Source organism: Paracidovorax cattleyae, assembly GCF_900104515.1.
Lineage (GTDB): Bacteria > Pseudomonadota > Gammaproteobacteria > Burkholderiales > Burkholderiaceae_C > Paracidovorax > Paracidovorax cattleyae.
Window position 1 is genome coordinate 143,352 of the sequence record NZ_FNJL01000008.1, and the last position, 18,142, is coordinate 161,493.

Below are 18,142 nucleotides of genomic sequence, written 5' to 3' on the forward strand. Positions count from 1 at the left end.
CGCGAGAGCAGGGGCTGAGTGCCGCGGCTCCAAACCTGCCTGCGCAGGTTTGGACGTGCACGAAGAGCGACCGCCCCTGGCGGCGGCACGGAGGCGCGTAGCGCCTCAGGGGGGTGTTGCATGGGTCATTTGAAGATCACCGTCTTGTGGCCGTTGAGCACCACGCGGTGCTCGGTGTGCCACTTCACGGCGCGGGCCAGCACCTGGCTCTCGGTGTCGCGGCCGCGGGCCGTCAGGTCTTCCACGGTGTCGGTGTGGTCGGCGCGGGCTACGTCCTGCTCGATGATCGGGCCTTCGTCCAGGTCGGCGGTCACGTAGTGGGCGGTGGCTCCGATCAGCTTCACGCCGCGGTCGTGGGCCTGGTAGTAGGGCTTGGCGCCCTTGAAGCTGGGCAGGAAGCTGTGGTGGATGTTGATGGCCCGGCCCTCCAGCTTGCGGCACAGGTCGTCCGACAGCACCTGCATGTAGCGGGCCAGCACGACCAGCTCGGCGCCTTCCTGCTGGATGATCTCGTACTGTCGCGCCTCGGCCTGGGGCTTGTTGTCCTTCGTGACCGGGATGTGGTGGAAGGGCACGTTGTAGCTGGCCGCGAGCTGGTAGAAGTCGCGGTGGTTGCTGATGATGGCGCAGATGTGCACCGGCAGCAGGCCGGATTTCCAGCGGAACAGCAGGTCGTTGAGGCAGTGGCCTTCTCGGCTGACCATGATGGCGGTCTTCATGGGCTCGCTGGCGGCATGCAGGCTCCAGTGCATGCGGTGCGGCTCGGCGAACTCGGTGAGGCGCGCGCGCAGCGCGGCCTGGTCGTGGGTGTCGCAGGCGAAGCGCACGCGCATGAAGAACAGGCCGGTGGCGTGGTCGTTGTACTGGGCGGCTTCCTCGATGTTGCCGCCATGCTCGAGCAGGAATCCGGAGACCGCATGCACCAGCCCGAGCTTGTCCGGGCAGGAGAGGGTGAGAATATAGGCTTGGGTCATAGCGGGGCGATTGTCGCAGCACGGCCCGCAGCAACGCGGAGCAAGGAATTGATGCATGAGCAGGAGGGGGGCGTCCCCCGCAACGCTCCCGGGAGAATGGCAGGCTGGTGGGTACCCGCCGCCCTGCTTTTGTACGCTGCCGCCGGGCTGGCCTGGGTGGCCGGCGCGGAGGCGCTTTTGCCGGCCGGCAGCGCGCTGCGTGCGGCGCTGCAGGCGGCCTTCGTGCTGGCGCCGGCGGGCTGCGGCGTATGGGCGCTGCGGCGCTGGCGCGCGCGCGGCCGGGAGATCGCGGTGCTGGCCCGTGGCGCCGTGCAGGCCGACGAGCGCCAGCGGCTCGCGGCCACGGTGGTGGACAACGCGGCCGAGGGCATGGTGGTGACCGATGCCGAGAGCCGCATCCTGTCGGTGAATGCGGCCTTCACGCGGCTCATGGGCTACGGAGAGGCGGAACTGCTGGGCCGCACGCCGCGGCTGTTCAAGTCGGGCCGCCACGGCCGGGCGTTCTACGAGGCCATGTGGGAGGAGCTGGGCCGCACCGGGCACTGGCAGGGCGAGATCTGGAACCGCCGCAAGAACGGCGAAGTGTTCCCCGAGCGCATGTCGCTCTCCAGCGTGCGCAATGCGCGCGGCGAGGTGACGCACTACGTGTGCCTGTTCACCGACATTTCCCAGGAGCACGAGCAGCGGCGCCGGCTGGAGGTCATGGCCCACACCGACCCGCTCACCGGCCTGCCCAACCGCACGTTCTTCGCGCAGCAGCTCGAGGAGGCGATGGCGGACGCGCGCGCCCGCGGCGAGCCCCTGGCGGTGCTGCTGGTCAACCTGGACCGCTTCAAGGATGTGAACGACAGCTACGGCCATGCGGTGGGCGACCAGGTGCTGCGCCACATCGCCGCCCGCGTGCAGGCTGCGCTGCGGCCGGGCGACCTCGCGGGGCGGCTGGCGGGCGACGAGATCGGCGTGATCGCCCGCCGGGTGGATGGCGCGCAGGGCGCGGTGGGGGCCGCCCGCGCCCTGCTGGCGGCGCTGGCCGAGCCCTGGCGCTCGCCCGACGGCTTCGAGGTGGTGGCCTCGGCCAGCGTGGGCATCTGCCTGTTCCCGGACCATGGCGACACCGCCGATACGCTGCTGCAGGGCGCCCATGCGGCGGTGTACGGCGCGCGCGAGCACGGGCAGGGCGCCTGGCATTTCTTCGACGAGAGTCTCACCCAGGCCGCGCGCGAGCGGCTCGCCCTGGAGGCGCGGCTGCGCTCGGTGCTGGCCCAGGGGCACCTGCAGCTGCACTACCAGCCGCAGGTGGACATCGCCTCCGGGTGCATCGTGGGCGCGGAGGCGCTGGTGCGCTGGATCGACCCGGTGGAGGGCCCCATCGCGCCCGACCGCTTCATCCCGGTGGCCGAGCGCACGGGCATGATCGGCCCGCTGGGCGTCTGGGTGATGCAGGAGGCCTGCCGCCAGGCCCAGGGCTGGCGCGAGGCCGGGTTGCCCGAGGTGACGATGGCGGTGAACGTCTCCCCGCGCCAGTTCCACCTGACCGACCTGGCCGGCTGCGCGGCCCTCGCGCTGGCGGATTCCGGCCTGCCGTCCACGCTGCTGGAGCTGGAGCTCACGGAGGGCGCGCTGGCGGAGCGCCCCGAGGAGGCGCGGCAGGTGCTGCTGCGGCTGCGCGGCCTGGGCCTGCGGCTGGCGATCGATGATTTCGGCACGGGCTACTCGTCGCTGGCGCACCTCAAGCGCTTCCCGATCGATGTGCTGAAGATCGACAAGGGGTTCATCCGCGACCTGCCGCAGAGCGCTGATGATACGGCGATCTGCGCGGCCATCATTGCCATGGGGCACAGCCTGGGCCTGGCAGTGCTGGCCGAGGGCGTGGAGACGCCGGAGCAGCTGGCGTTCCTGCGCAGCCTGGGCTGCGACCGCTACCAGGGCTACCTGTGCCGCCGGCCGGTGCCCGCGGCGGAGTTCGCCGCGCTGCTGGCGCAGCAGGCCGCGGGAGTTGACGCGCCTTGGCCGGCCCGGCAATAATCCGCCCGCTTTTTCCGCGGGCCGCCCGGCCTGCAGCCTTCCGGCTACCTCTGCCGGCTTCTTCCCGCGCCCCCGCGCGCGGGCCCATCCACCGGAGCGCGTGAGCGCGGAGAGAACGCCATGGACCCCTACCCTAGACGGCCTTCCTCCGCCATGCCCCCGGTGTGCCCGATGGCCGCCCCTGCAACTCGCATTTCCCTTGCCGCATCCGGCGCGCGCCCGGACGCCGCCTGCCGTCCGCCCTGCCGTTGACGGCACGGAGGCTCCCCGCGCGGCTGGCGCGGATGGAGCCCCCATGTTCTTCTTCCGTTCTTTTCTTCCTGCTTCTTTCCAGAGGGACGAGCTGGTCGCACTGGTGCTGCGCGACGCGCTCGCCCGCCGCCGCCCGCAGGCACTGTGCGGCCTGCTGCAGAGCCACGGACGCGGCGCCGTGGCGGCGTGCCTGTCCCGGGAGCCGGGCGCGGTGATCGCCGATGCGCTGTCCATGCTGCCCGCGGACCAGCGCCGTGCGGTCTTCCAGCGCCTGAGCCGGCCCGCGCGCGAGCGGGCCCGGCGCATCGGCGGCCGGGCGTTCGACGCCTTCGGGCCTTCCGTTCCGGCAGGTGCCTGGCGCCGCGCCCGGGCCTGGTGGGTGCGCCGCTGCCGGCGTTCCGGCGCGCCGGTCTAGCGCGGCCCCGCGGCCATTCACCAGCCCGTTCCCAGTCGTCTTCCGCCCCCTGCCCGTCAGGCCACGCACCCGGACCGCACCATGCAATTTCTTCGCCACTTCCACCTGTTTCCCTTCCTCGACACCCTGGTCAGCCTGCTCACCGCCTTCGGGCTGGGCGCGGCGATCGGGCTGGAGCGGCAGATCCGCCAGCGGACCGCGGGGCTGCGCACCAATACGCTCGTGGCCGTGGGCGCGGCGGCTTTCGTGGTGCTGGCCGACCGGCTCGAGGGGCCGTCCGGCGCGGTGCGGGTGATTGCCTACGTGGTGTCGGGCGTGGGCTTCCTGGGCGCGGGGGCGATCATGAAGGAGGGCGCGAACATCACCGGGCTCAATACGGCGGCGACGCTCTGGGGCTCCGCGGCGGTGGGCGCCTGCGCGGGCTCGCACCTGGTGGCCGAGGCGGTGCTGGCCGCGCTGTTCGTGCTGGCGAGCAATACGCTGCTGCGCCCCGTGGCCAACCGCATCAACCGGCGTCCGGTGCAGGAAGCCACCAGCGAGGCCATCTATACCGTCTATGTGCTGTGCGAGCGCGGCGTCCACGGCGAGGTGCGCGAGCGCATGGTGGAGTTGCTGGAGGGCGCGAACTACCCGGTGCGCGGCGTGGGCCAGCATGCCTTCGGGCGCACGGAAACCGAGATCGAGGCCACGCTCTACGCGACGGCGGTGGAGGCCGACGAACTGGATGCCGTGATGCGCGCGATCGAGGAACTGCCGGGGGTGCTGCAGGCGTTCTGGAACGCCGGTTCGGAGGAATAGGCCTTATCGCCTGATTGCGGCGCAATGGTCCGTGGGCGGCAGGGCAGGAGTAGGCAGGACCGTGTCGGCGGCGCCTCCGGGCAGCGGATCGGTGGCGGATTGCGCCCGTGCGATCGCGACGCGGGCCTGCACGCCCGCGTCCCAGTGCAGCGGCACGCCGAGGTCGCGGCGCGCGTGGCCCGCGCCCGTGACCAGCAGTACCGTCTGCCCGGGCCGTCGCGCGCCGGCCGCCGTCCTCGCCAGGCTGTCGTCCCGCGCGATCTGGATGCGGGCCATGCCGGGCAGCTGCGACGCAGGCAGCAGGCCACAGTGGCCGGCCTCCATGGCTTCGACCTGCCGGCGCAGTACGGGGGCCGGCACACGGGGATCCCAGGCCGCATCCTGCATGGCCTCGCGCATGCGCGCGCGGGGCAGGTTGCCGCCGAGCACCGGCACGCCGGCATGCACGGCTTCCATCACCACCGGGCCGTAATGCGTCCAGGGCCAGGCCGCATCGTTCCATGCGAGCGCTTCGCGCACGGCGGATTCGGCGGCATCGCGCGGCAGGCCGGCCGTACCGTGGCCGGCCTCGGCCATCTCCACCACCAGCGCCGCCAGCTGCCCGCGGACTGCCAGCGAGGCGACGGCCTCGCGTTCCAGCCGCTGGTGTTCGGGCGCGTCGTGCTGCTCGCCCAGGAGCAGGATCTCGGTGGGCAGCAGCGCCTGCCAGGGGTCGCCGCCGGACGGGGCTGCAGGCGGCACGGTGCTGGCGCACGCCGCGGCCAGGGCCAGCAGGGCCAGGGAGGCGGCGCGTTCCGCGGAGCGCCGCATGCGGATGGACAGATGCATGGCCGGCACCTTACCCCATCGCGGCAAGTCGGTCCGGAAGGTTTCTGGCTTGACTTGCATCAAGGGCTGCGGCATTGCCCGTTCCTACACTGCCGGCCATGCGCAGGCCCCTTACCCTGACCACCCGGCTGCTCGCCATCGGCAGCGGCTTTCTTGCCGTCGCCCTGCTGTCCATCGCCGTCACGCTATGGATCACCTGGAAGCTCGAAGGCGGCGCTGCGGCCGTGAACGAGGCGGGCCGCCTGCGCATGACGATGATGCGCATGGCGCTGGCGGGGCGGGCCGAGGCCCCGGAGGCGCTGGCGCCGCTGTCCGGCCGGTTCGATGCCAGCCTGGATCTGCTGCGCCAGGGAGACCCCGCCCGGCCCCTGTTCGTGCCCTGGAACGAGGACACGGGGACACGCTTCGCGCGCATCGTCGAGGATTGGGGTCGGCTGCGCGATGGCCGCGCCGCGCCGGACGTCACCCGGGCGGACGCGTTCGCGGCGGGGGTGGATGGCTTCGTGGATGCGATCGAGCGCCAGATGGCGCGGTGGACCACGGCGCTGCACCTGTTCCAGCTCGCGCTGATGGCCGTGGCCATCGCTGCGGCGGTGGCGTTCATGGCGGTGAGCCACTGGCTGGTGCTCGCGCCGGTGGCGCGGCTGCAGCAGGCATTGGCCCGCATGCGGCAGGGCGACCTGCGCACACGGCTGCCGGTGGAGTCGCGGGACGAGTTCGGCCAGCTCGCCACGGGATTCAACCTGATGGCGCATGCGCTGCAGTCGGCCCACCAGGACCTGGAGCGCAAGGTGGCCGAGAAGACTTCGCGCCTGGAAGAGCGCAACGCGTGGCTGACGGCGCTCTACGAGGTGAGCGCCCAGGTGTCCGGGGCCGGGAGCCTGGACGCGCTGGCGCGCGGCTTCGTGCGGCAGGTGCGCGAGATCGCGCGGGCGGATGCCGCCGCCATGTGCTGGTCGGACGAGGCCAACGAGCGCTACATGCTGCTGGCCGGCGACGGGCTGCCCGAGAGCCTGGCGCAGGGCGAACACTGCCTTCCCACCGGAAGCTGCCATTGCGGCCAGCCGCAGGACGCCGCGCGCCTGCGCGTCATTCCGATGCTCACCGGCGAGGCCGGCTACCAGACCCTGGTGCTGGTGCCGGTGCGCACGCAGCAGCGCGTGCTGGGCGAGGTGAACCTGTTTTTCCGCTCGGCGACCGGGATCGAGCCCGGCATGCAGGAAATGCTGGAGGCCATGGCGAGCCATCTCGCGACGGCGATGGAGGGGCTGCGCGCCACTGCGCTGGATCGCGAGGCTGCCGTGGCGCAGGAGCGCTCCTTCATTGCGCGGGAGCTGCACGATTCCATCGCGCAGTCGCTGGCCTTCCTGAAAATCCAGACGCAACTGCTGCGCGACGCGGTGGGCCGGGGCGACCATGCGGCGCGGGACCGCAGCATGGGCGAGCTGGACGTGGGCGTGCGCGGCTGCTATGCCGACGTGCGCGAGCTGCTGGCGCACTTCCGCACCCGCACGAGCGAGGAGGACATCGAAGGAGCGCTGCGCGCCACGCTGTCGAAGTTCGGGCACCAGACCGGCATCGCGCACGGGCTGTCGATGGCCGGCCACGGCCTGCCGCTCGCGCCCGACGTGCAGGTGCAGGTGCTGCACATGGTGCAGGAGGCCCTGTCCAACGTGCGCAAGCACTCGGGCGCACGCCGCGTGGAAGTGCGCGTGCAGCGCGAGCCGCACTGGCGCTTCGAGGTGGAGGACGACGGCTGCGGGTTCGACGCGGCCGCCGTGCCGTCCGATTCCATGCACGTGGGCCTGGCCATCATGCGCGAGCGGGCCGAGCGCGTGGGCGCGCAGGTCAGCATCGAGGCGGCACCCGGGCGGGGTACGCGGGTGCGCATCGACCTGCCGGCGGCCGGGGAGCCGGGCGCCCCCGCCGCCGCGACGGCGGGTTTTTCCATTTCGGATTTCGCGCCGCTGGCGTCCTGAGTCAGTGTGCCAGTGCGCGCGGGCGTGCCGCGGCCCGTGCGCCGAGGTCCAGCGCGCTGCACACGAGCCAGTAGAGCAGTGCGACGAAGCCGAACACTTCGGCAGGGGCGGTCATGACCCGGGCGTTCACCTGGGTGGCCAGGAACGAGAGTTCGTTGACGCCCACGATGTAGGCGAGCGAGCTGTCCTTCACGAGGGTGACCCACTGGTTGACGAAAGACGGCAGCATCATCCGCAGCGCTTGCGGCAGCACCACGTGGCGCAGCGCGCTCCAGCGGGTGAAGCCCATCGCGAGCCCGGCCGCCCATTGCCCGGCGCCCACGCCCCGGATGCCGGCGGCCACGCCATGTGCCAGGTAGGCCCCGCCCACCAGCGCCAGCGCCGCCATCACCGACAACGTGCCGGGCACGTCGATGCCCAGCCACAGCGGCAGCAGGAAGTACGTCCAGAAGATCAGCATCAGCACGGGAATGGCGCGCAGGAAGTCCAGCACCGCCGCGAGGGCGCCCAGCGCAGGGCCGCGCAGCAGGACCAGCAGGATGCCCAGGCCCAGGCCGAGCGCGGCCGAGGCGATGCCGGAGCCCGCGCTCAGCAGCAGCGTGAGCAGTGCGCCGCCCGGCGGGCCTTCAGGGAAGGTACCCCACAGCAGATAGCCCAGGTCGCTCTGAAGAAAGGACAGGTCCATCATGCATCCCGTGGCGCCGGCGCCAGGCTGCGGGCGTGCGGCGGACTGCGCCATGCCCGGCGGAGGATCGCGGCCAGCAGCGCGATGGCGGCGATGTAGAGCACCGTTGCGACGCCGTAGATCTGGAAGGTCTTCCAGGTCTCCGCCTCCGCCTGGCGTGCGCGGTAGGACAGTTCCGCCAGCCCGATGGCCATGCCCACCGAGGTGTTCTTGAGAATGTTCATGGCCTGGCCGAGCAGGGGCGGCCTGGCGATGCGCAGTGCCTGCGGAAGCACCACGTGGCGCATCGCCTGGGCCGGTGTGAACCCCAGGGCCGCTGCCGCCGCGCGCTGCCCGGGCGGGACACCGCGCAGGCCCGAGCGGATGTCCTCGCCCACGTAGGCGGCCGAATACACGGCCAGGCCGGCGAAGGCCGCGAGGAACTCGAAGGAGGGCCAGCGCACGATCACCCAGCCGCCCACGGAGAGCGCGTGCCCGCCGTTGAGCCACCCGAGCATGCCGTCGGGCAGCAGGGAGGGCAGGCCGAAATACCAGAACAGCAATTGCACGAGGAGCGGCGTGTTGCGCACCAGCGAGAGATAGGCAGCGGCCGCGCGCTGGCTGGCAGGGCCGCCTGCCTCGCGTACGGCGGCGTACAGGGCCCCCAGGGCGGACGCGGCCGCGATGACGAGGATGGCGGTCCAGAGCGTCATCAGCCAGCCGTCGAGCAGCCAGCCCAGGTAGCGCGGTGCGGGGAGCAGGTCCTGGAGCAGCGCGGGCGGCATGGACGCTTCAGGCCGGATCGCCGATCTTGAAAAGGCGGGGCAGCGGTGTCCTGGTGTTCGGGCCGAACCACGCATCGTGGATCTTCTGGGCCCTGCCGTCCGCTTCCAGCGTGCGCAGGGCCGTGTTCACGGCGTCGGTGAGGGCCGTCTCGCCCCGCGGGATGCCCACGCCGATGAAGTCCTGCGAGATCGCGAAGGGAGGAATCTCGTACTTGTCCCGGTCCGGCACCTGGGCCAGCAGGCCGATGAGCTTCGGGCCGTCCTGGGAGATGGCCTGGACGTTGCCATTGCGCAGCGCCGCGAAGGCGAAGGGCGTGTCGTCATAGGCGACGAGGGTTGCCTGCGGGTACTTCTGCCGCAGCTGGATCTCGTTGGTGGTGCCCTTGTCCACACCGATCCGCAGGGCGTTCAACTGGTCGGGCGATTTCAGCGTTCCCTTCCTGGCGATGAACTGGGTGCCGGATGCGAAGTAGGGCGTGCTGAAGTTGACGACCTTGGCGCGCTCTTCCGTGATGGTGAAGTTGGCCAGCACGAGGTCCACCTTACCGGCGACGAGCAGCGGGATGCGGTTGGCAGGGTTGGTGGGTACCACCTCCAGCTTCACCCCCAGGGCCTTGGCCAGCTCGCCAGCCACATCCACGTCCAGTCCGACGATTTTCCTGGTCCTGGGATCGACCTGACCGAAGGGCGGGTTGGCATCGAATGCCGCCACCCGCACGACGCCGGCCCGGCGGATGTCGTCCAGGCGATCGGCGCGGGCGATCGCGGGTATCGCGGCGAGGACCATGCACAGCAGCATGGCGCCGGTACGAAGTGGCTGAGTCTGGTATAGAGTCATTCAGGAGTCCTCCCGGTGGTGTTGCGTGGCTCCCATGTTAGGAAGCGCGCGCCGCCGTGGATTGGAGGAATCCGGATAAGGACATGCGCCCCGGCGCGCATGCGATCTGGTAGGGCGGCTGCATAGTTCTTCCGGAGGATGGGCAAGCCGGCCCGTTCGCGCGACGATCGCTTCCGGGCCCTGCGGATTGACCACGGGGCCATCCCGAGGACGAATGCCATGGCCCATGCAAGCGCCGTGGGCGAGTACGGGCTGGACATCCGCGTGCCCTGGATCGCGCTCGCGTCGCTGGCCGCCATCTTCCGCCGCAAGCACAACTGGATCATGTGCGTGCTGTACCTCGGCACCTTCGGCTCGTTCATCGGGTTTTCCGCGGGCTTCCCGCTGCTCATCAAGAGCCAGTTCCCCGATGGGGCGGCGCGCAGGTCACGCTGTGGAACTTCGCGGTGATGGCGCTGGCCGTGGTGGGTGTGCTGCCCTTCCTGCCCGAGGGAACGGGCAACTACGCGCTCGCCTTCGGGCCGGCCCAGGGCAGCTTCGCGGGCTTCTTCGCGATGTTCATGGTGCTGTCCCTGACGACCGGCATCGGCAACGGATCGACCTTCCGGATGATCCCCGTGATCTTCCTGAACCTGCGCTTCGCCAAAGTGCGCACGGGCAGCGCCGAGGCCCGCGCCCAGGCCACCCGCGAGGGCAACACCGAAGGCGCCGCGGCACTGGGCTTCGCGGGTGCGCTGGGGGCCTATGGCGGCTTCTTCATTCCCAGGAGCTACGGCAGTTCCATCGCCGCGACGGGCGGGCCGGAGCTGGCACTGTGGGCGTTCGCTGCGTTCTACGCGCCGTGCATCGGCATCACCTGGTGGTACTGCGCGCGCCGTCATGCAGAGATGCCGTGCTGGTGACCTACCCCCTGTGCGGCTGCGCCGCTTTCCCCTTCTCTCTCGCTGCGCGTGGGAAGGGGGGCCACACCGGTGGCCCGGCAAAGACGCCGCCGTGGCGATGGCCATGGGCCACGTGATCCTCGAGGAGTTCTATTTCCGAGCACGGCGGGCAAGTCCTTTGCGCCGACGTTGACATAGCCCAGTGCGAAGGCCCGGCGCAGGAGTAGAAAGACGGTTTGGCCGTTCAGGAAACTGGAACCCATGCAACGCGATCCGATCGACTCCCTCGCGCCCGATGCGCCCCGCCTGCCCGAGCAGCCCATCAGCCTCGACGTGCTGCGCGAAAAGTACCTCAAGCCCGGCGAGGCCGATGCCGAGACGCTCTACCGGCGCGTGGCCCGCGCCCTCGCCTCGGTCGAGGCGCCGGAGGTGCGCGAGGCGATCGAGGCGCGCTTCCTCTCCAACCTGCGGGCCGGTGCGATCGGCGCGGGGCGCATCATGAGCGCGGCGGGCACCGACATCCAGGCCACGCTCATCAACTGCTTCGTGCAGCCCGTGGGCGACTGCATCCAGGGCATGGACGAAGGCGGCTATCCCGGCATCTACGAAGCGCTGCGCGAAGCCGCGGAAACCATGCGGCGCGGCGGCGGCGTGGGCTACGACTTCTCGCGCATCCGCCCGCGCGGCGCCGAAGTGAAGGGCACGGCCTCGATGGCCTCGGGGCCGTGCAGCTACATCAACGTCTTCGACCAGTCCTGCGCCACCGTGGAGAGCGCGGGCGCGCGCCGCGGCGCGCAGATGGGCGTGCTGCGCATCGACCACCCGGACGTGCTGGACTTCATCACCGCCAAGCGCACGCCCGGCCGCTGGAACAACTTCAACGTCTCCGTCGGCGTGCCCGATGCCTTCGTGCAGGCCGTGCTGGACGATGCGCCGTGGGAGCTGGTGCATCCGGCCCGCCCCGGCGCCGCATTGCGCGAAGAGGGCGCCCGCCAGCGTGCCGACGGCCAGTGGGTCTATCGCACGCTGCCCGCGCGGGAGCTGTGGGACACGATCATGCGCTCGGCCTACGACTTCGCCGAGCCGGGCATCCTCTTCCTCGACCGCGTCAACACCGACAACAATCTGGCCTACTGTGAAAGCATCGCGGCCACGAATCCCTGCGTGACGGCGGACACCTGGGTGATGACGGATGCCGGCCCCGCGCAGGTGGCCGAGCTCGTCGGCAGGCCGTTCAATGCTGTCGTGGACGGGCGCTCCTTCCCCACGGTGAGCGCCGGCTTCTTCGCCACCGGCCACAAGCCCGTGCTGCGGCTGCGCACCCGCCAGGGCCACGCGCTGCGGCTGACGGAAGACCACCCGGTGCGGCGCGTGGCGAAGCAGACCCGCTACGTGCGCGAGGTGGAGTGGATCGCCGCGGGCGCGCTGCAGCCCGGCGACGACATCGTGCTGAACGACCACCGCGCCCTGCCGGGCTGGAAGGGCGAGGGCACCGAGGCCGAAGGCTACCTGCTGGGCCTGCTGATCGGCGACGGCACCTTGAAGGCCGACAAGGCGGTGATCTCCGTCTGGCTGGCGCAAGAGGAAGAGAACGATGCGCGGCTCGTCGCCAATGGCGCGCCCGCGCCCTCCAGCGGCGCGCACGGCATCCTGAGGGCCGCCGAGGCTGCCGCAGCGACGCTGTCGCACCGGGCGGATTTCCGCGGATTCCAGCGCACGGTGGCGCGCAGCGGCGGGGCCTGCGCGGAGCGGCGCATGGCCAGCGGCGCCGTGCGTGCACTGGCGCTGCGCATGGGCATGCGCCCCGGCGCGAAAACCATCACCCCCGCCATGGAGCGTGCATCGTCCGCGTTCTCGGTGGGCCTGCTGCGCGGCCTCTTCGATACCGATGGCTCGGTGCAGGGCCGCCAGGAGAAGGGCGTGAGTGTGCGGCTCGCGCAGAGCGACCAGGAGTTGCTGCAGACCGTGCAGCGCATGCTGCTGCGCCTGGGCATCGCCTCCACGCTGTACCCGGACCGGCGCACGGCCGGGTTGCGCCTGCTGCCCGATGGGCGCGGCGGGCGGCAGCCCTGCGCCACACGGGCGCAGCACGAGCTCGTCGTGAGCGGCGACAACCTGCGCGTTTTCGCCGAACGCATCGGCTTCGAAGACGCGGGCAAGGCCGAGCGGCTGGCAACGGCGCTCTCCAGCTATCGGCGTGCGTTGAACCGTGAGCCGTTCACTGCCACCGTGCAGGACGTGCTGCCGGACGGGCACGAGGACGTCTACGACGTCACCGTGGCCGACTGCCATGCCTTCGACGCCAACGGCCTCTACGTGCACAACTGCGGCGAGCAGCCGCTCCCCTCCTACGGCTGCTGCGACCTCGGCCCCATCATCCTGCCGCGCTTCGTGCGCCATCCCTTCGGGTTCACCGGCGAGCCGGCCTTCGATTTCGAGGCGTTCGCGGCCAGTGTGGCCACGCAGGTGCGCGCACTCGACAACGTGCTGGACGTCACCTTCTGGCCGCTGCCGCAGCAGCGGTCCGAGTCCGCGGCCAAGCGGCGCATCGGCGTGGGATTCACAGGCCTGGGCAACGCCCTCGCCATGCTGCGGCTGCGCTACGACACCGACGCAGGCCGCGCCATGGCCACGCGCATCGCCGAATGCATGCGCGATGCGGCCTATGCCGCCTCCGTGGAGCTGGCGAAGGAAAAAGGCGTGTTCCCGATGTTCGACGCCGCGGGCTATCTCGCCCCCGGCACCTTCGCGAGCCGCCTGCCCGCCGCGCTGCGGGAGTCCATCCGCACCCACGGCATCCGCAACAGTCACCTGCTGTCGATCGCGCCCACGGGCACCGTGAGCCTGGCCTTTGCCGACAACGCCTCCAACGGCATCGAGCCGCCGTTCTCGTGGACGTACACGCGCCGCAAGCGCGAGGCCGACGGCAGCACCAGCGAATACGCGGTGGAAGACCACGCCTGGCGGCTTTACCGCGCGCTGGGTGGCGACGTGAACGCGCTGCCCGGCTACTTCGTGAGCGCGCTGCAGATGCCCGCCGCCGGGCACATCGCGATGATGGAGGCGGTGCAGCCCTTCATCGACACGGCCATCTCCAAGACCGTGAACGTGCCGGCCGACTACCCCTGCGAGGATTTCAAGAACCTCTACCTGCACGCCTGGCGCGCGCGGCTCAAGGGCCTGGCCACCTACCGGCCCAACGCCATCCTCGGGGCCGTGCTGGAGGCGCCGGCTGTCGCGCCGCAGGCAGTCGATGCAGCCGCCCCTGCGGCACCGGCGATGCCCGCCGCCGCGCCCGCGGACCCGATGCGCGCCGTGATCGAAAGCCGCCCCAAGGGCGCGCTCTCCGCCGTGGCCGAGAAGGTGGAGTACTGGACGCAGGAGGGCCGCAAGACGCTCTACCTGCTCGTCTCCTTCCTGCCCGTGCCCGACGGCCACGGCGGCACGCTGGACCGCGCGATCGAGTTCTTCATGCCGGTGGGGCAAAGCGGCGAGTCGCAGCAGTGGATCACCTCCAGCATGCGCCTGCTCTCGCTGGCCGCGCGCGGCGGCTTCCTGGAGCGCGCGCTCAGCGACATGCGCAAGGTCGCCTGGGACCGCGGCCCCGTGCGCCTGGGCACCCACGCCCGGGCCGATGGCGCCCGCGTGCCGCTCTGGCACGACTCCGAAGTGGCCGCCATCGCCTACGCCATCCAGAACATCCTTGCCCAGCGCGCCGCAGCGCCCGCCGGGCCCATGCGCCAGCAGGAGCTGCCGCTGGACGCTCCTGCCGCACCCACCGGGCTGCCGCCCGCGATGGCCGGCCGCAAGTGCCCCGAGTGCGGCGCGCACGCCGTCATCCGCAAGGATGGATGCGACTACTGCACGCAATGCGGGCACCTGGGCAGCTGCGGATGAGATCCGGTTCCATGGGGCCGGCGGCGCGTGGGGGTATCGACGGCGGTATCCGGCGTCCCTGGAATCGCGTCTCCCTTGGGGAGCAGCCTGCCTCCGGTCCTGGAGGCGCCTGCGTCAACACACTCGGCATCCCGCATGCCGTGGCGCAGGCATCCGCTCCGGCGGTTGGCGGGATCGCCTTTGTGCTGCTGCTGTGCCTGGGCGACCACATGGTGTTCGCTGCCTGGAAGAACGCTGGTGGCGAGGTGGAAAAGCCCGTGCGCCACGGATGCTGGCTGCTGGCCATGACGGGGTTCGCCACCAGCACCGATGCGATGGCAGTGGCGGGCCGCCGGGCCGAAGGGCTGGGCGGGCTGCTGCTGATCGGAATCGGCGCCCTGATCCTGTACGGGCACCTCCACGCGGCGGGCCAGGTGGCGGCCGCGGCCCTCAGGTGAGCCAGTCGGGCTGCGGGCCGTCCTGCCGCGGGGGCAGCGCTTCGCCCGCCATTTCGCGCAGCGAGGCCTCGATCATGGCGCACATCGCGTCCAGCGCGAGATCGTTGGGCGCCGTGCCGAAAGGCTCCTCGATCTCGGAGCCCAGGGCCTCCAGCGCGAAGAAGGTGTAGGCGATGAAGGCGACGATCACCGGCGTCATGAACCCGATGGCATCGACCAGCCCGAACGGCAGCAGCAGGCAGTAGAAATAGATCGTCCGGTGGATCAGCACCGAATAGGTGAACGGGATCGGCGTGGAGGCGATGCGCTCGCAGCCGCCCAGCGCCTCGCTGAGCCGCATGAGCGGCGCCTCCATGGCAGGCACGAGCACGGCCTCGATGCGGCCTTCGCGCCGGCGCTCGGCGATCCATTCGCCGGCCATCAGCAGCAACATGGCCGGCTGGTAGCGCGCCGCGGCCACCCGGGCGCATTCATGCGGCGCAAGCAGCCGGCGCAGGTCCTCCCCGCTGTCGCTCCCGCGCAGCTGGTGCCGCAGCGCATGGGCGAACGCCGCCACGCGCAGGGCGAAGGGGCGGGCCTGTTGCGGCGCGTCCGCCAGCGTCAGCGCCTGGCGCACCAGCGAGCGCGACTCGTTCAGCACCGTGCCCCACAGCGTGCGGGCCTCCCAGTACCGGGCGTAGCTCGTGCTGTTGCGGAAGCCGAGGAAGATCGCCAGGGTGAGCCCCATGAGCGAGAACGGCACGAAATTGAGTGGCACCTTCCATTGGAACAGCCGGCCGTGCAGCACGGTGACCAGTACCGCGAACCCGGTCGCGGCGGCGAGCTGGGGGAGGATGTCCGGCAGGACCGAGCCGCGAACGACGAACAGCATGCGCAGCCAGTGGGGGCGGGGGCGGATGATCATGCCGTGCTGGTGGGGCGGATGGAGCTTGCACGCATTCCCCGGTCAGCTCTGCGGTGCGTGGCAGACCGCCTCGATGTTGTGGCCGTCCGGGTCGCGCACGAAGGCGCCGTAGTAGTTCGGATGGTAGTGGGGCCGCAGGCCCGGGGCTCCGTTGTCGGCGCCGCCGGCCGCCAGGGCCGCGGCATGAAAGGCATCCACCGCCGCACGCGTGGCGGCGCGGAAGGCCACGTGGATGGCCGGCCGGTTGGGGCCGCCGCTGCTGATCCAGAAATCGGTCTTCGGCGGCTCGCCGAAGCCGGCCATGTCCGTGCTGCCCGTCAGTTCCGCGCTCACTTCCATGAGCAACTGGTAGCCCAGGGGCGCGAGCGCCCGGGTGTAGAACGCCTTGCTTTTCTCGTAGTCGGTGACGGCGATGCCGGTGTGGTCGATCATGTCTGCTGCCTCTGCCTTTCCTTCTGTGTCAGGAACTCCTGCCCGGGCGAAAGTTTATGCCTTCTGCCTGTCGTGGCAAGCTCTCCGGCCATGGTGATCGCTCTTTGCCTGGACGCCGCAGGTCTTGCCGTTGCGCGGCCTGTTGTCACCACATGATGCATGTCCATGATCCGTTTGTCCGTCCCCTTCCCGACCCGCCCTCCATCCGGCCCGGATGCCGCCGTCCCCGGCCTGCGCAGCCCCGCCGCCGGATTCGATCAGCCCTTCGAGATGCTGCACGCCTGCCACGAGCGCGTGCAGCGCACGCTGGGGCTGCTGGAGCGACTGCGCACCCACCTGCGCGCGCAGGGCTGCGACGCGCAGGCCCGCGAGGCCGCGCGCGACGTGCTGCGCTATTTCGATATCGCCGCGCCGCTGCACCACGAGGACGAGGAACTGCACGTGTTTCCGCCGCTGCTGGCACAGGGAGCTGCCCCCGTGGTGGAACTCGTGCGGGAACTGCAGCGTGAGCATGCCGCCATGGCCATGCTGTGGCCACGGGCGCGCGTGCCGCTGGCTGCCGTGGCCGGTGGCGAGCCCGGCGCGGCGCCCTTGTCGCGTGAGCAGGAGCGGGCGCTGGACGATTTCGCCGCCCTGTATGCCGGGCATATCGACCGCGAGGAAGCAGTGGCCTATCCGGAGGCGCTGGGGCTGCTGCCGGAGGCTGCGCTGGGTGGCATGGGGCAGGAGATGGCGCGGCGGCGGGGCGGCTGAGGCTGGAAACGCGAGACGGGCGGGCTGGCAAAGTGGGTGATGCCCTGCTGGAGCGATCGTCAGCACGGACGGCGTGTTTCGGTCAAGCGTTGAATGGCTGTGTTCCGCATTCCAGAAGGCCTACGCCTGGAGGTTCCTATCTGCTGGCCACTTGTGCAAAGTCCACCAGGCATTCGACCGACTGTGGCTCATGCAAGGTGCGATGGGCCATTCTGAAGCTGGGAGCAACGCTGAACATGAATATCGTCAACGGGATCGTCTGTGGAACCCGCGTGTTGAACTACAGGTATCCCAACCTGGAGCATGGGGAGCTGAGGAGGGTGAACGCCATCGTGCTTCACCAGACAAACAGCAGCAGTGCTGTCCCCACGCTGATCGCTTACCTGTGGCGTGGCGTCGGCGCGCACTTTCTCATCTCGCCAGCAGGTTTGATCTACCAGGCCGCGAGGCTGGACCGGGTTTGTCATCATGTCGGCATGATCCGCTCACGTTGCTTCGAAAGCCATTCCTGTGCTCCATCCAATGAGCACGAGATAAAGCAAATCATCTCTGGCAGCGGCTCGCAGGCCGAGAAGCGCTTGAAGATTCATCAAATGGAGATGGCAAAGCTATCCGGTTCACGCTTCCCCACCAACCTGGATTCGATTGGCATCGAACTCTCCGGTGCATCCAAGGACGGCGTTTACGGCGCTCCCACCAGTGCGCAGAACGCGGCGTCGGTATGGCTGGTCAACGAACTGCTCAAAAGCCTCGGTCTGGTCAGGGCGGATGTCTATCGCCATCCCAACATTGCATACAAACAGCCCTCCGAGGCAGCGCAGGTCGCTTACTGATGTGGGGGGCGCATCGACAGGCATCCCTGCACAGGAACTGGAGAAACTACATTGCAAAAGTCGCGCATCTTTTTCGGATTGGCATCCGCAGGTACTTTGTTGGCCTTGGCCACGGCCTGGATGCACTCCGCCCTGGATGTGACGGCAACCCAGGCAGACAAGGTCATGGAGCCCACGGAGCAGGAGACATCGAAAAGCCTCTGCGGACAGTTCCACCTGGACCTGGAGCAGTTCAACCGGAAGCTCCGCGGCTCGACGTCCATTCCCATCAAGCGCTGGAGTGAATACCCGTGGTTGCCGTGCTACTACGCCGCGCGCGTGGACGGGATCGAGTACCGGCTCAGGCTGGGAGGGCTCGTGGAGATCCGGGGCACGGATGACCATGTCAGGGAGTACCGGCACTGGCAGGACTGATGCCCCATGAAAAAAGCACCCGGCAAGGGTGCT

At 70.3% G+C, this 18,142-nt stretch carries 16 protein-coding genes and 1 pseudogene; 10 read left to right on the top strand and 7 right to left on the bottom strand.

Annotated elements, in window-relative coordinates:
* Positions 1–125 precede the first annotated feature (125 nt).
* Complete coding sequence (gene purU / locus BLR05_RS08590) at positions 126–974, bottom strand: formyltetrahydrofolate deformylase (RefSeq protein ID WP_053842678.1); 849 nt, start codon at positions 972–974, stop codon at positions 126–128.
* A 51-nt stretch (positions 975–1,025) separates the two neighbouring features.
* Between purU and BLR05_RS08595 the strand changes: the two genes are divergently transcribed.
* From BLR05_RS08595 to BLR05_RS08605, 3 genes are all read left to right on the top strand, one after another.
* Entirely contained in the window at positions 1,026–2,999 is a 1,974-nt protein-coding gene (locus tag BLR05_RS08595) for a putative bifunctional diguanylate cyclase/phosphodiesterase (RefSeq protein WP_092833723.1), read from the top strand.
* Between the two features lie 295 nt (positions 3,000–3,294).
* Positions 3,295–3,666: a hypothetical protein gene (locus tag BLR05_RS08600; RefSeq protein ID WP_092833725.1), complete on the top strand. Its 372-nt coding sequence runs from the start codon at positions 3,295–3,297 to the stop codon at positions 3,664–3,666.
* A gap of 81 nt (positions 3,667–3,747) precedes the next feature.
* Positions 3,748–4,464, top strand: coding sequence for an MgtC/SapB family protein (locus tag BLR05_RS08605; protein ID WP_013593103.1), 717 nt, complete (start codon positions 3,748–3,750; stop codon positions 4,462–4,464).
* 3 nt (positions 4,465–4,467) lie between these two features.
* Here BLR05_RS08605 and BLR05_RS08610 read toward each other — a convergent pair whose 3' ends face one another.
* Positions 4,468–5,292 carry a ChaN family lipoprotein gene (locus BLR05_RS08610; protein WP_092833809.1) on the bottom strand — a complete coding sequence of 275 codons (825 nt, stop codon included), beginning with the start codon at positions 5,290–5,292 and terminating at the stop codon, positions 4,468–4,470.
* Positions 5,293–5,390: 98 nt separating this feature from the next.
* Between BLR05_RS08610 and BLR05_RS08615 the strand changes: the two genes are divergently transcribed.
* A complete protein-coding gene (locus tag BLR05_RS08615) occupies positions 5,391–7,271 on the top strand; it encodes a type IV pili methyl-accepting chemotaxis transducer N-terminal domain-containing protein (protein ID WP_092833727.1) in 1,881 nt (626 codons plus the stop codon).
* A gap of 1 nt (position 7,272) precedes the next feature.
* Here BLR05_RS08615 and BLR05_RS08620 read toward each other — a convergent pair whose 3' ends face one another.
* From BLR05_RS08620 to BLR05_RS08630, 3 genes are read right to left on the bottom strand one after another with little or no spacing between them, the layout of a single operon-like run.
* A complete protein-coding gene (locus BLR05_RS08620) occupies positions 7,273–7,956 on the bottom strand; it encodes an amino acid ABC transporter permease (protein WP_092833811.1) in 684 nt (227 codons plus the stop codon).
* The gene (locus BLR05_RS08625) at positions 7,956–8,720 is read right to left on the bottom strand and encodes an amino acid ABC transporter permease (RefSeq protein WP_092833729.1); all 765 of its coding nucleotides are present in this window, start codon (positions 8,718–8,720) and stop codon (positions 7,956–7,958) included. Before BLR05_RS08625 ends, BLR05_RS08620 begins: the two co-directional genes overlap by 1 nt.
* Before the next feature lie 7 nt (positions 8,721–8,727).
* Complete coding sequence (locus BLR05_RS08630) at positions 8,728–9,519, bottom strand: ABC transporter substrate-binding protein (RefSeq protein WP_092833730.1); 792 nt, start codon at positions 9,517–9,519, stop codon at positions 8,728–8,730.
* A gap of 297 nt (positions 9,520–9,816) precedes the next feature.
* On the opposite strand from BLR05_RS08630, the pseudogene BLR05_RS08635 reads away from it, so the two are divergent.
* From BLR05_RS08635 to BLR05_RS27090, 3 genes and pseudogenes are all read left to right on the top strand, one after another.
* A pseudogene (locus BLR05_RS08635) lies at positions 9,817–10,460 on the top strand (MFS transporter); the annotation flags it as partial.
* A gap of 240 nt (positions 10,461–10,700) precedes the next feature.
* Positions 10,701–14,336 carry a ribonucleotide reductase barrel domain-containing protein gene (locus BLR05_RS08640; protein WP_092833732.1) on the top strand — a complete coding sequence of 1,212 codons (3,636 nt, stop codon included), beginning with the start codon at positions 10,701–10,703 and terminating at the stop codon, positions 14,334–14,336.
* A gap of 140 nt (positions 14,337–14,476) precedes the next feature.
* Positions 14,477–14,773, top strand: a complete 297-nt coding sequence (locus tag BLR05_RS27090; RefSeq protein ID WP_244160066.1) for a manganese efflux pump — start codon at positions 14,477–14,479, stop codon at positions 14,771–14,773.
* Here the strand turns inward: BLR05_RS27090 and BLR05_RS08650 are convergent.
* Positions 14,766–15,677 carry a bestrophin family protein gene (locus BLR05_RS08650; protein WP_092833736.1) on the bottom strand — a complete coding sequence of 304 codons (912 nt, stop codon included), beginning with the start codon at positions 15,675–15,677 and terminating at the stop codon, positions 14,766–14,768. The genes BLR05_RS27090 and BLR05_RS08650 overlap by 8 nt on opposite strands.
* A 42-nt stretch (positions 15,678–15,719) precedes the next feature.
* Positions 15,720–16,109 carry a VOC family protein gene (locus tag BLR05_RS08655; RefSeq protein ID WP_092833738.1) on the bottom strand — a complete coding sequence of 130 codons (390 nt, stop codon included), beginning with the start codon at positions 16,107–16,109 and terminating at the stop codon, positions 15,720–15,722.
* 165 nt (positions 16,110–16,274) lie between these two features.
* Here BLR05_RS08655 and BLR05_RS08660 point away from each other — a divergent pair, with 165 nt between their 5' ends.
* The 3 genes from BLR05_RS08660 to BLR05_RS08670 all read left to right on the top strand — a co-directional run bounded on the left by BLR05_RS08660 (position 16,275) and on the right by BLR05_RS08670 (position 18,109).
* Positions 16,275–16,862: a hemerythrin domain-containing protein gene (locus BLR05_RS08660; RefSeq protein WP_092833813.1), complete on the top strand. Its 588-nt coding sequence runs from the start codon at positions 16,275–16,277 to the stop codon at positions 16,860–16,862.
* 236 nt (positions 16,863–17,098) lie between these two features.
* Positions 17,099–17,695, top strand: a complete 597-nt coding sequence (locus BLR05_RS08665; RefSeq protein ID WP_092833740.1) for a peptidoglycan recognition protein family protein — start codon at positions 17,099–17,101, stop codon at positions 17,693–17,695.
* A 120-nt stretch (positions 17,696–17,815) separates the two neighbouring features.
* Complete coding sequence (locus tag BLR05_RS08670; protein ID WP_143015879.1) at positions 17,816–18,109, top strand: hypothetical protein; 294 nt, start codon at positions 17,816–17,818, stop codon at positions 18,107–18,109.
* The last annotated feature ends 33 nt before the right edge of the window (positions 18,110–18,142 follow it).

What these genes read in the sequence shown, in the direction of transcription:
- purU (WP_053842678.1), bottom strand. Translation starts at nt 974, where the DNA reads ATGACCCAAGCCTATATTCTCACCCTCTCCTGCCCGGACAAGCTCGGG.
- BLR05_RS08595 (WP_092833723.1), top strand. Translation starts at nt 1,026, where the DNA reads ATGCATGAGCAGGAGGGGGGCGTCCCCCGCAACGCTCCCGGGAGAATG.
- BLR05_RS08600 (WP_092833725.1), top strand. Translation starts at nt 3,295, where the DNA reads ATGTTCTTCTTCCGTTCTTTTCTTCCTGCTTCTTTCCAGAGGGACGAG.
- BLR05_RS08605 (WP_013593103.1), top strand. Translation starts at nt 3,748, where the DNA reads ATGCAATTTCTTCGCCACTTCCACCTGTTTCCCTTCCTCGACACCCTG.
- BLR05_RS08610 (WP_092833809.1), bottom strand. Translation starts at nt 5,292, where the DNA reads ATGCATCTGTCCATCCGCATGCGGCGCTCCGCGGAACGCGCCGCCTCC.
- BLR05_RS08615 (WP_092833727.1), top strand. Translation starts at nt 5,391, where the DNA reads ATGCGCAGGCCCCTTACCCTGACCACCCGGCTGCTCGCCATCGGCAGC.
- BLR05_RS08620 (WP_092833811.1), bottom strand. Translation starts at nt 7,956, where the DNA reads ATGGACCTGTCCTTTCTTCAGAGCGACCTGGGCTATCTGCTGTGGGGT.
- BLR05_RS08625 (WP_092833729.1), bottom strand. Translation starts at nt 8,720, where the DNA reads ATGCCGCCCGCGCTGCTCCAGGACCTGCTCCCCGCACCGCGCTACCTG.
- BLR05_RS08630 (WP_092833730.1), bottom strand. Translation starts at nt 9,519, where the DNA reads ATGCTGCTGTGCATGGTCCTCGCCGCGATACCCGCGATCGCCCGCGCC.
- BLR05_RS08640 (WP_092833732.1), top strand. Translation starts at nt 10,701, where the DNA reads ATGCAACGCGATCCGATCGACTCCCTCGCGCCCGATGCGCCCCGCCTG.
- BLR05_RS08650 (WP_092833736.1), bottom strand. Translation starts at nt 15,677, where the DNA reads ATGATCATCCGCCCCCGCCCCCACTGGCTGCGCATGCTGTTCGTCGTT.
- BLR05_RS08655 (WP_092833738.1), bottom strand. Translation starts at nt 16,109, where the DNA reads ATGATCGACCACACCGGCATCGCCGTCACCGACTACGAGAAAAGCAAG.
- BLR05_RS08660 (WP_092833813.1), top strand. Translation starts at nt 16,275, where the DNA reads ATGATCCGTTTGTCCGTCCCCTTCCCGACCCGCCCTCCATCCGGCCCG.
- BLR05_RS08665 (WP_092833740.1), top strand. Translation starts at nt 17,099, where the DNA reads ATGAATATCGTCAACGGGATCGTCTGTGGAACCCGCGTGTTGAACTAC.
- BLR05_RS08670 (WP_143015879.1), top strand. Translation starts at nt 17,816, where the DNA reads ATGCACTCCGCCCTGGATGTGACGGCAACCCAGGCAGACAAGGTCATG.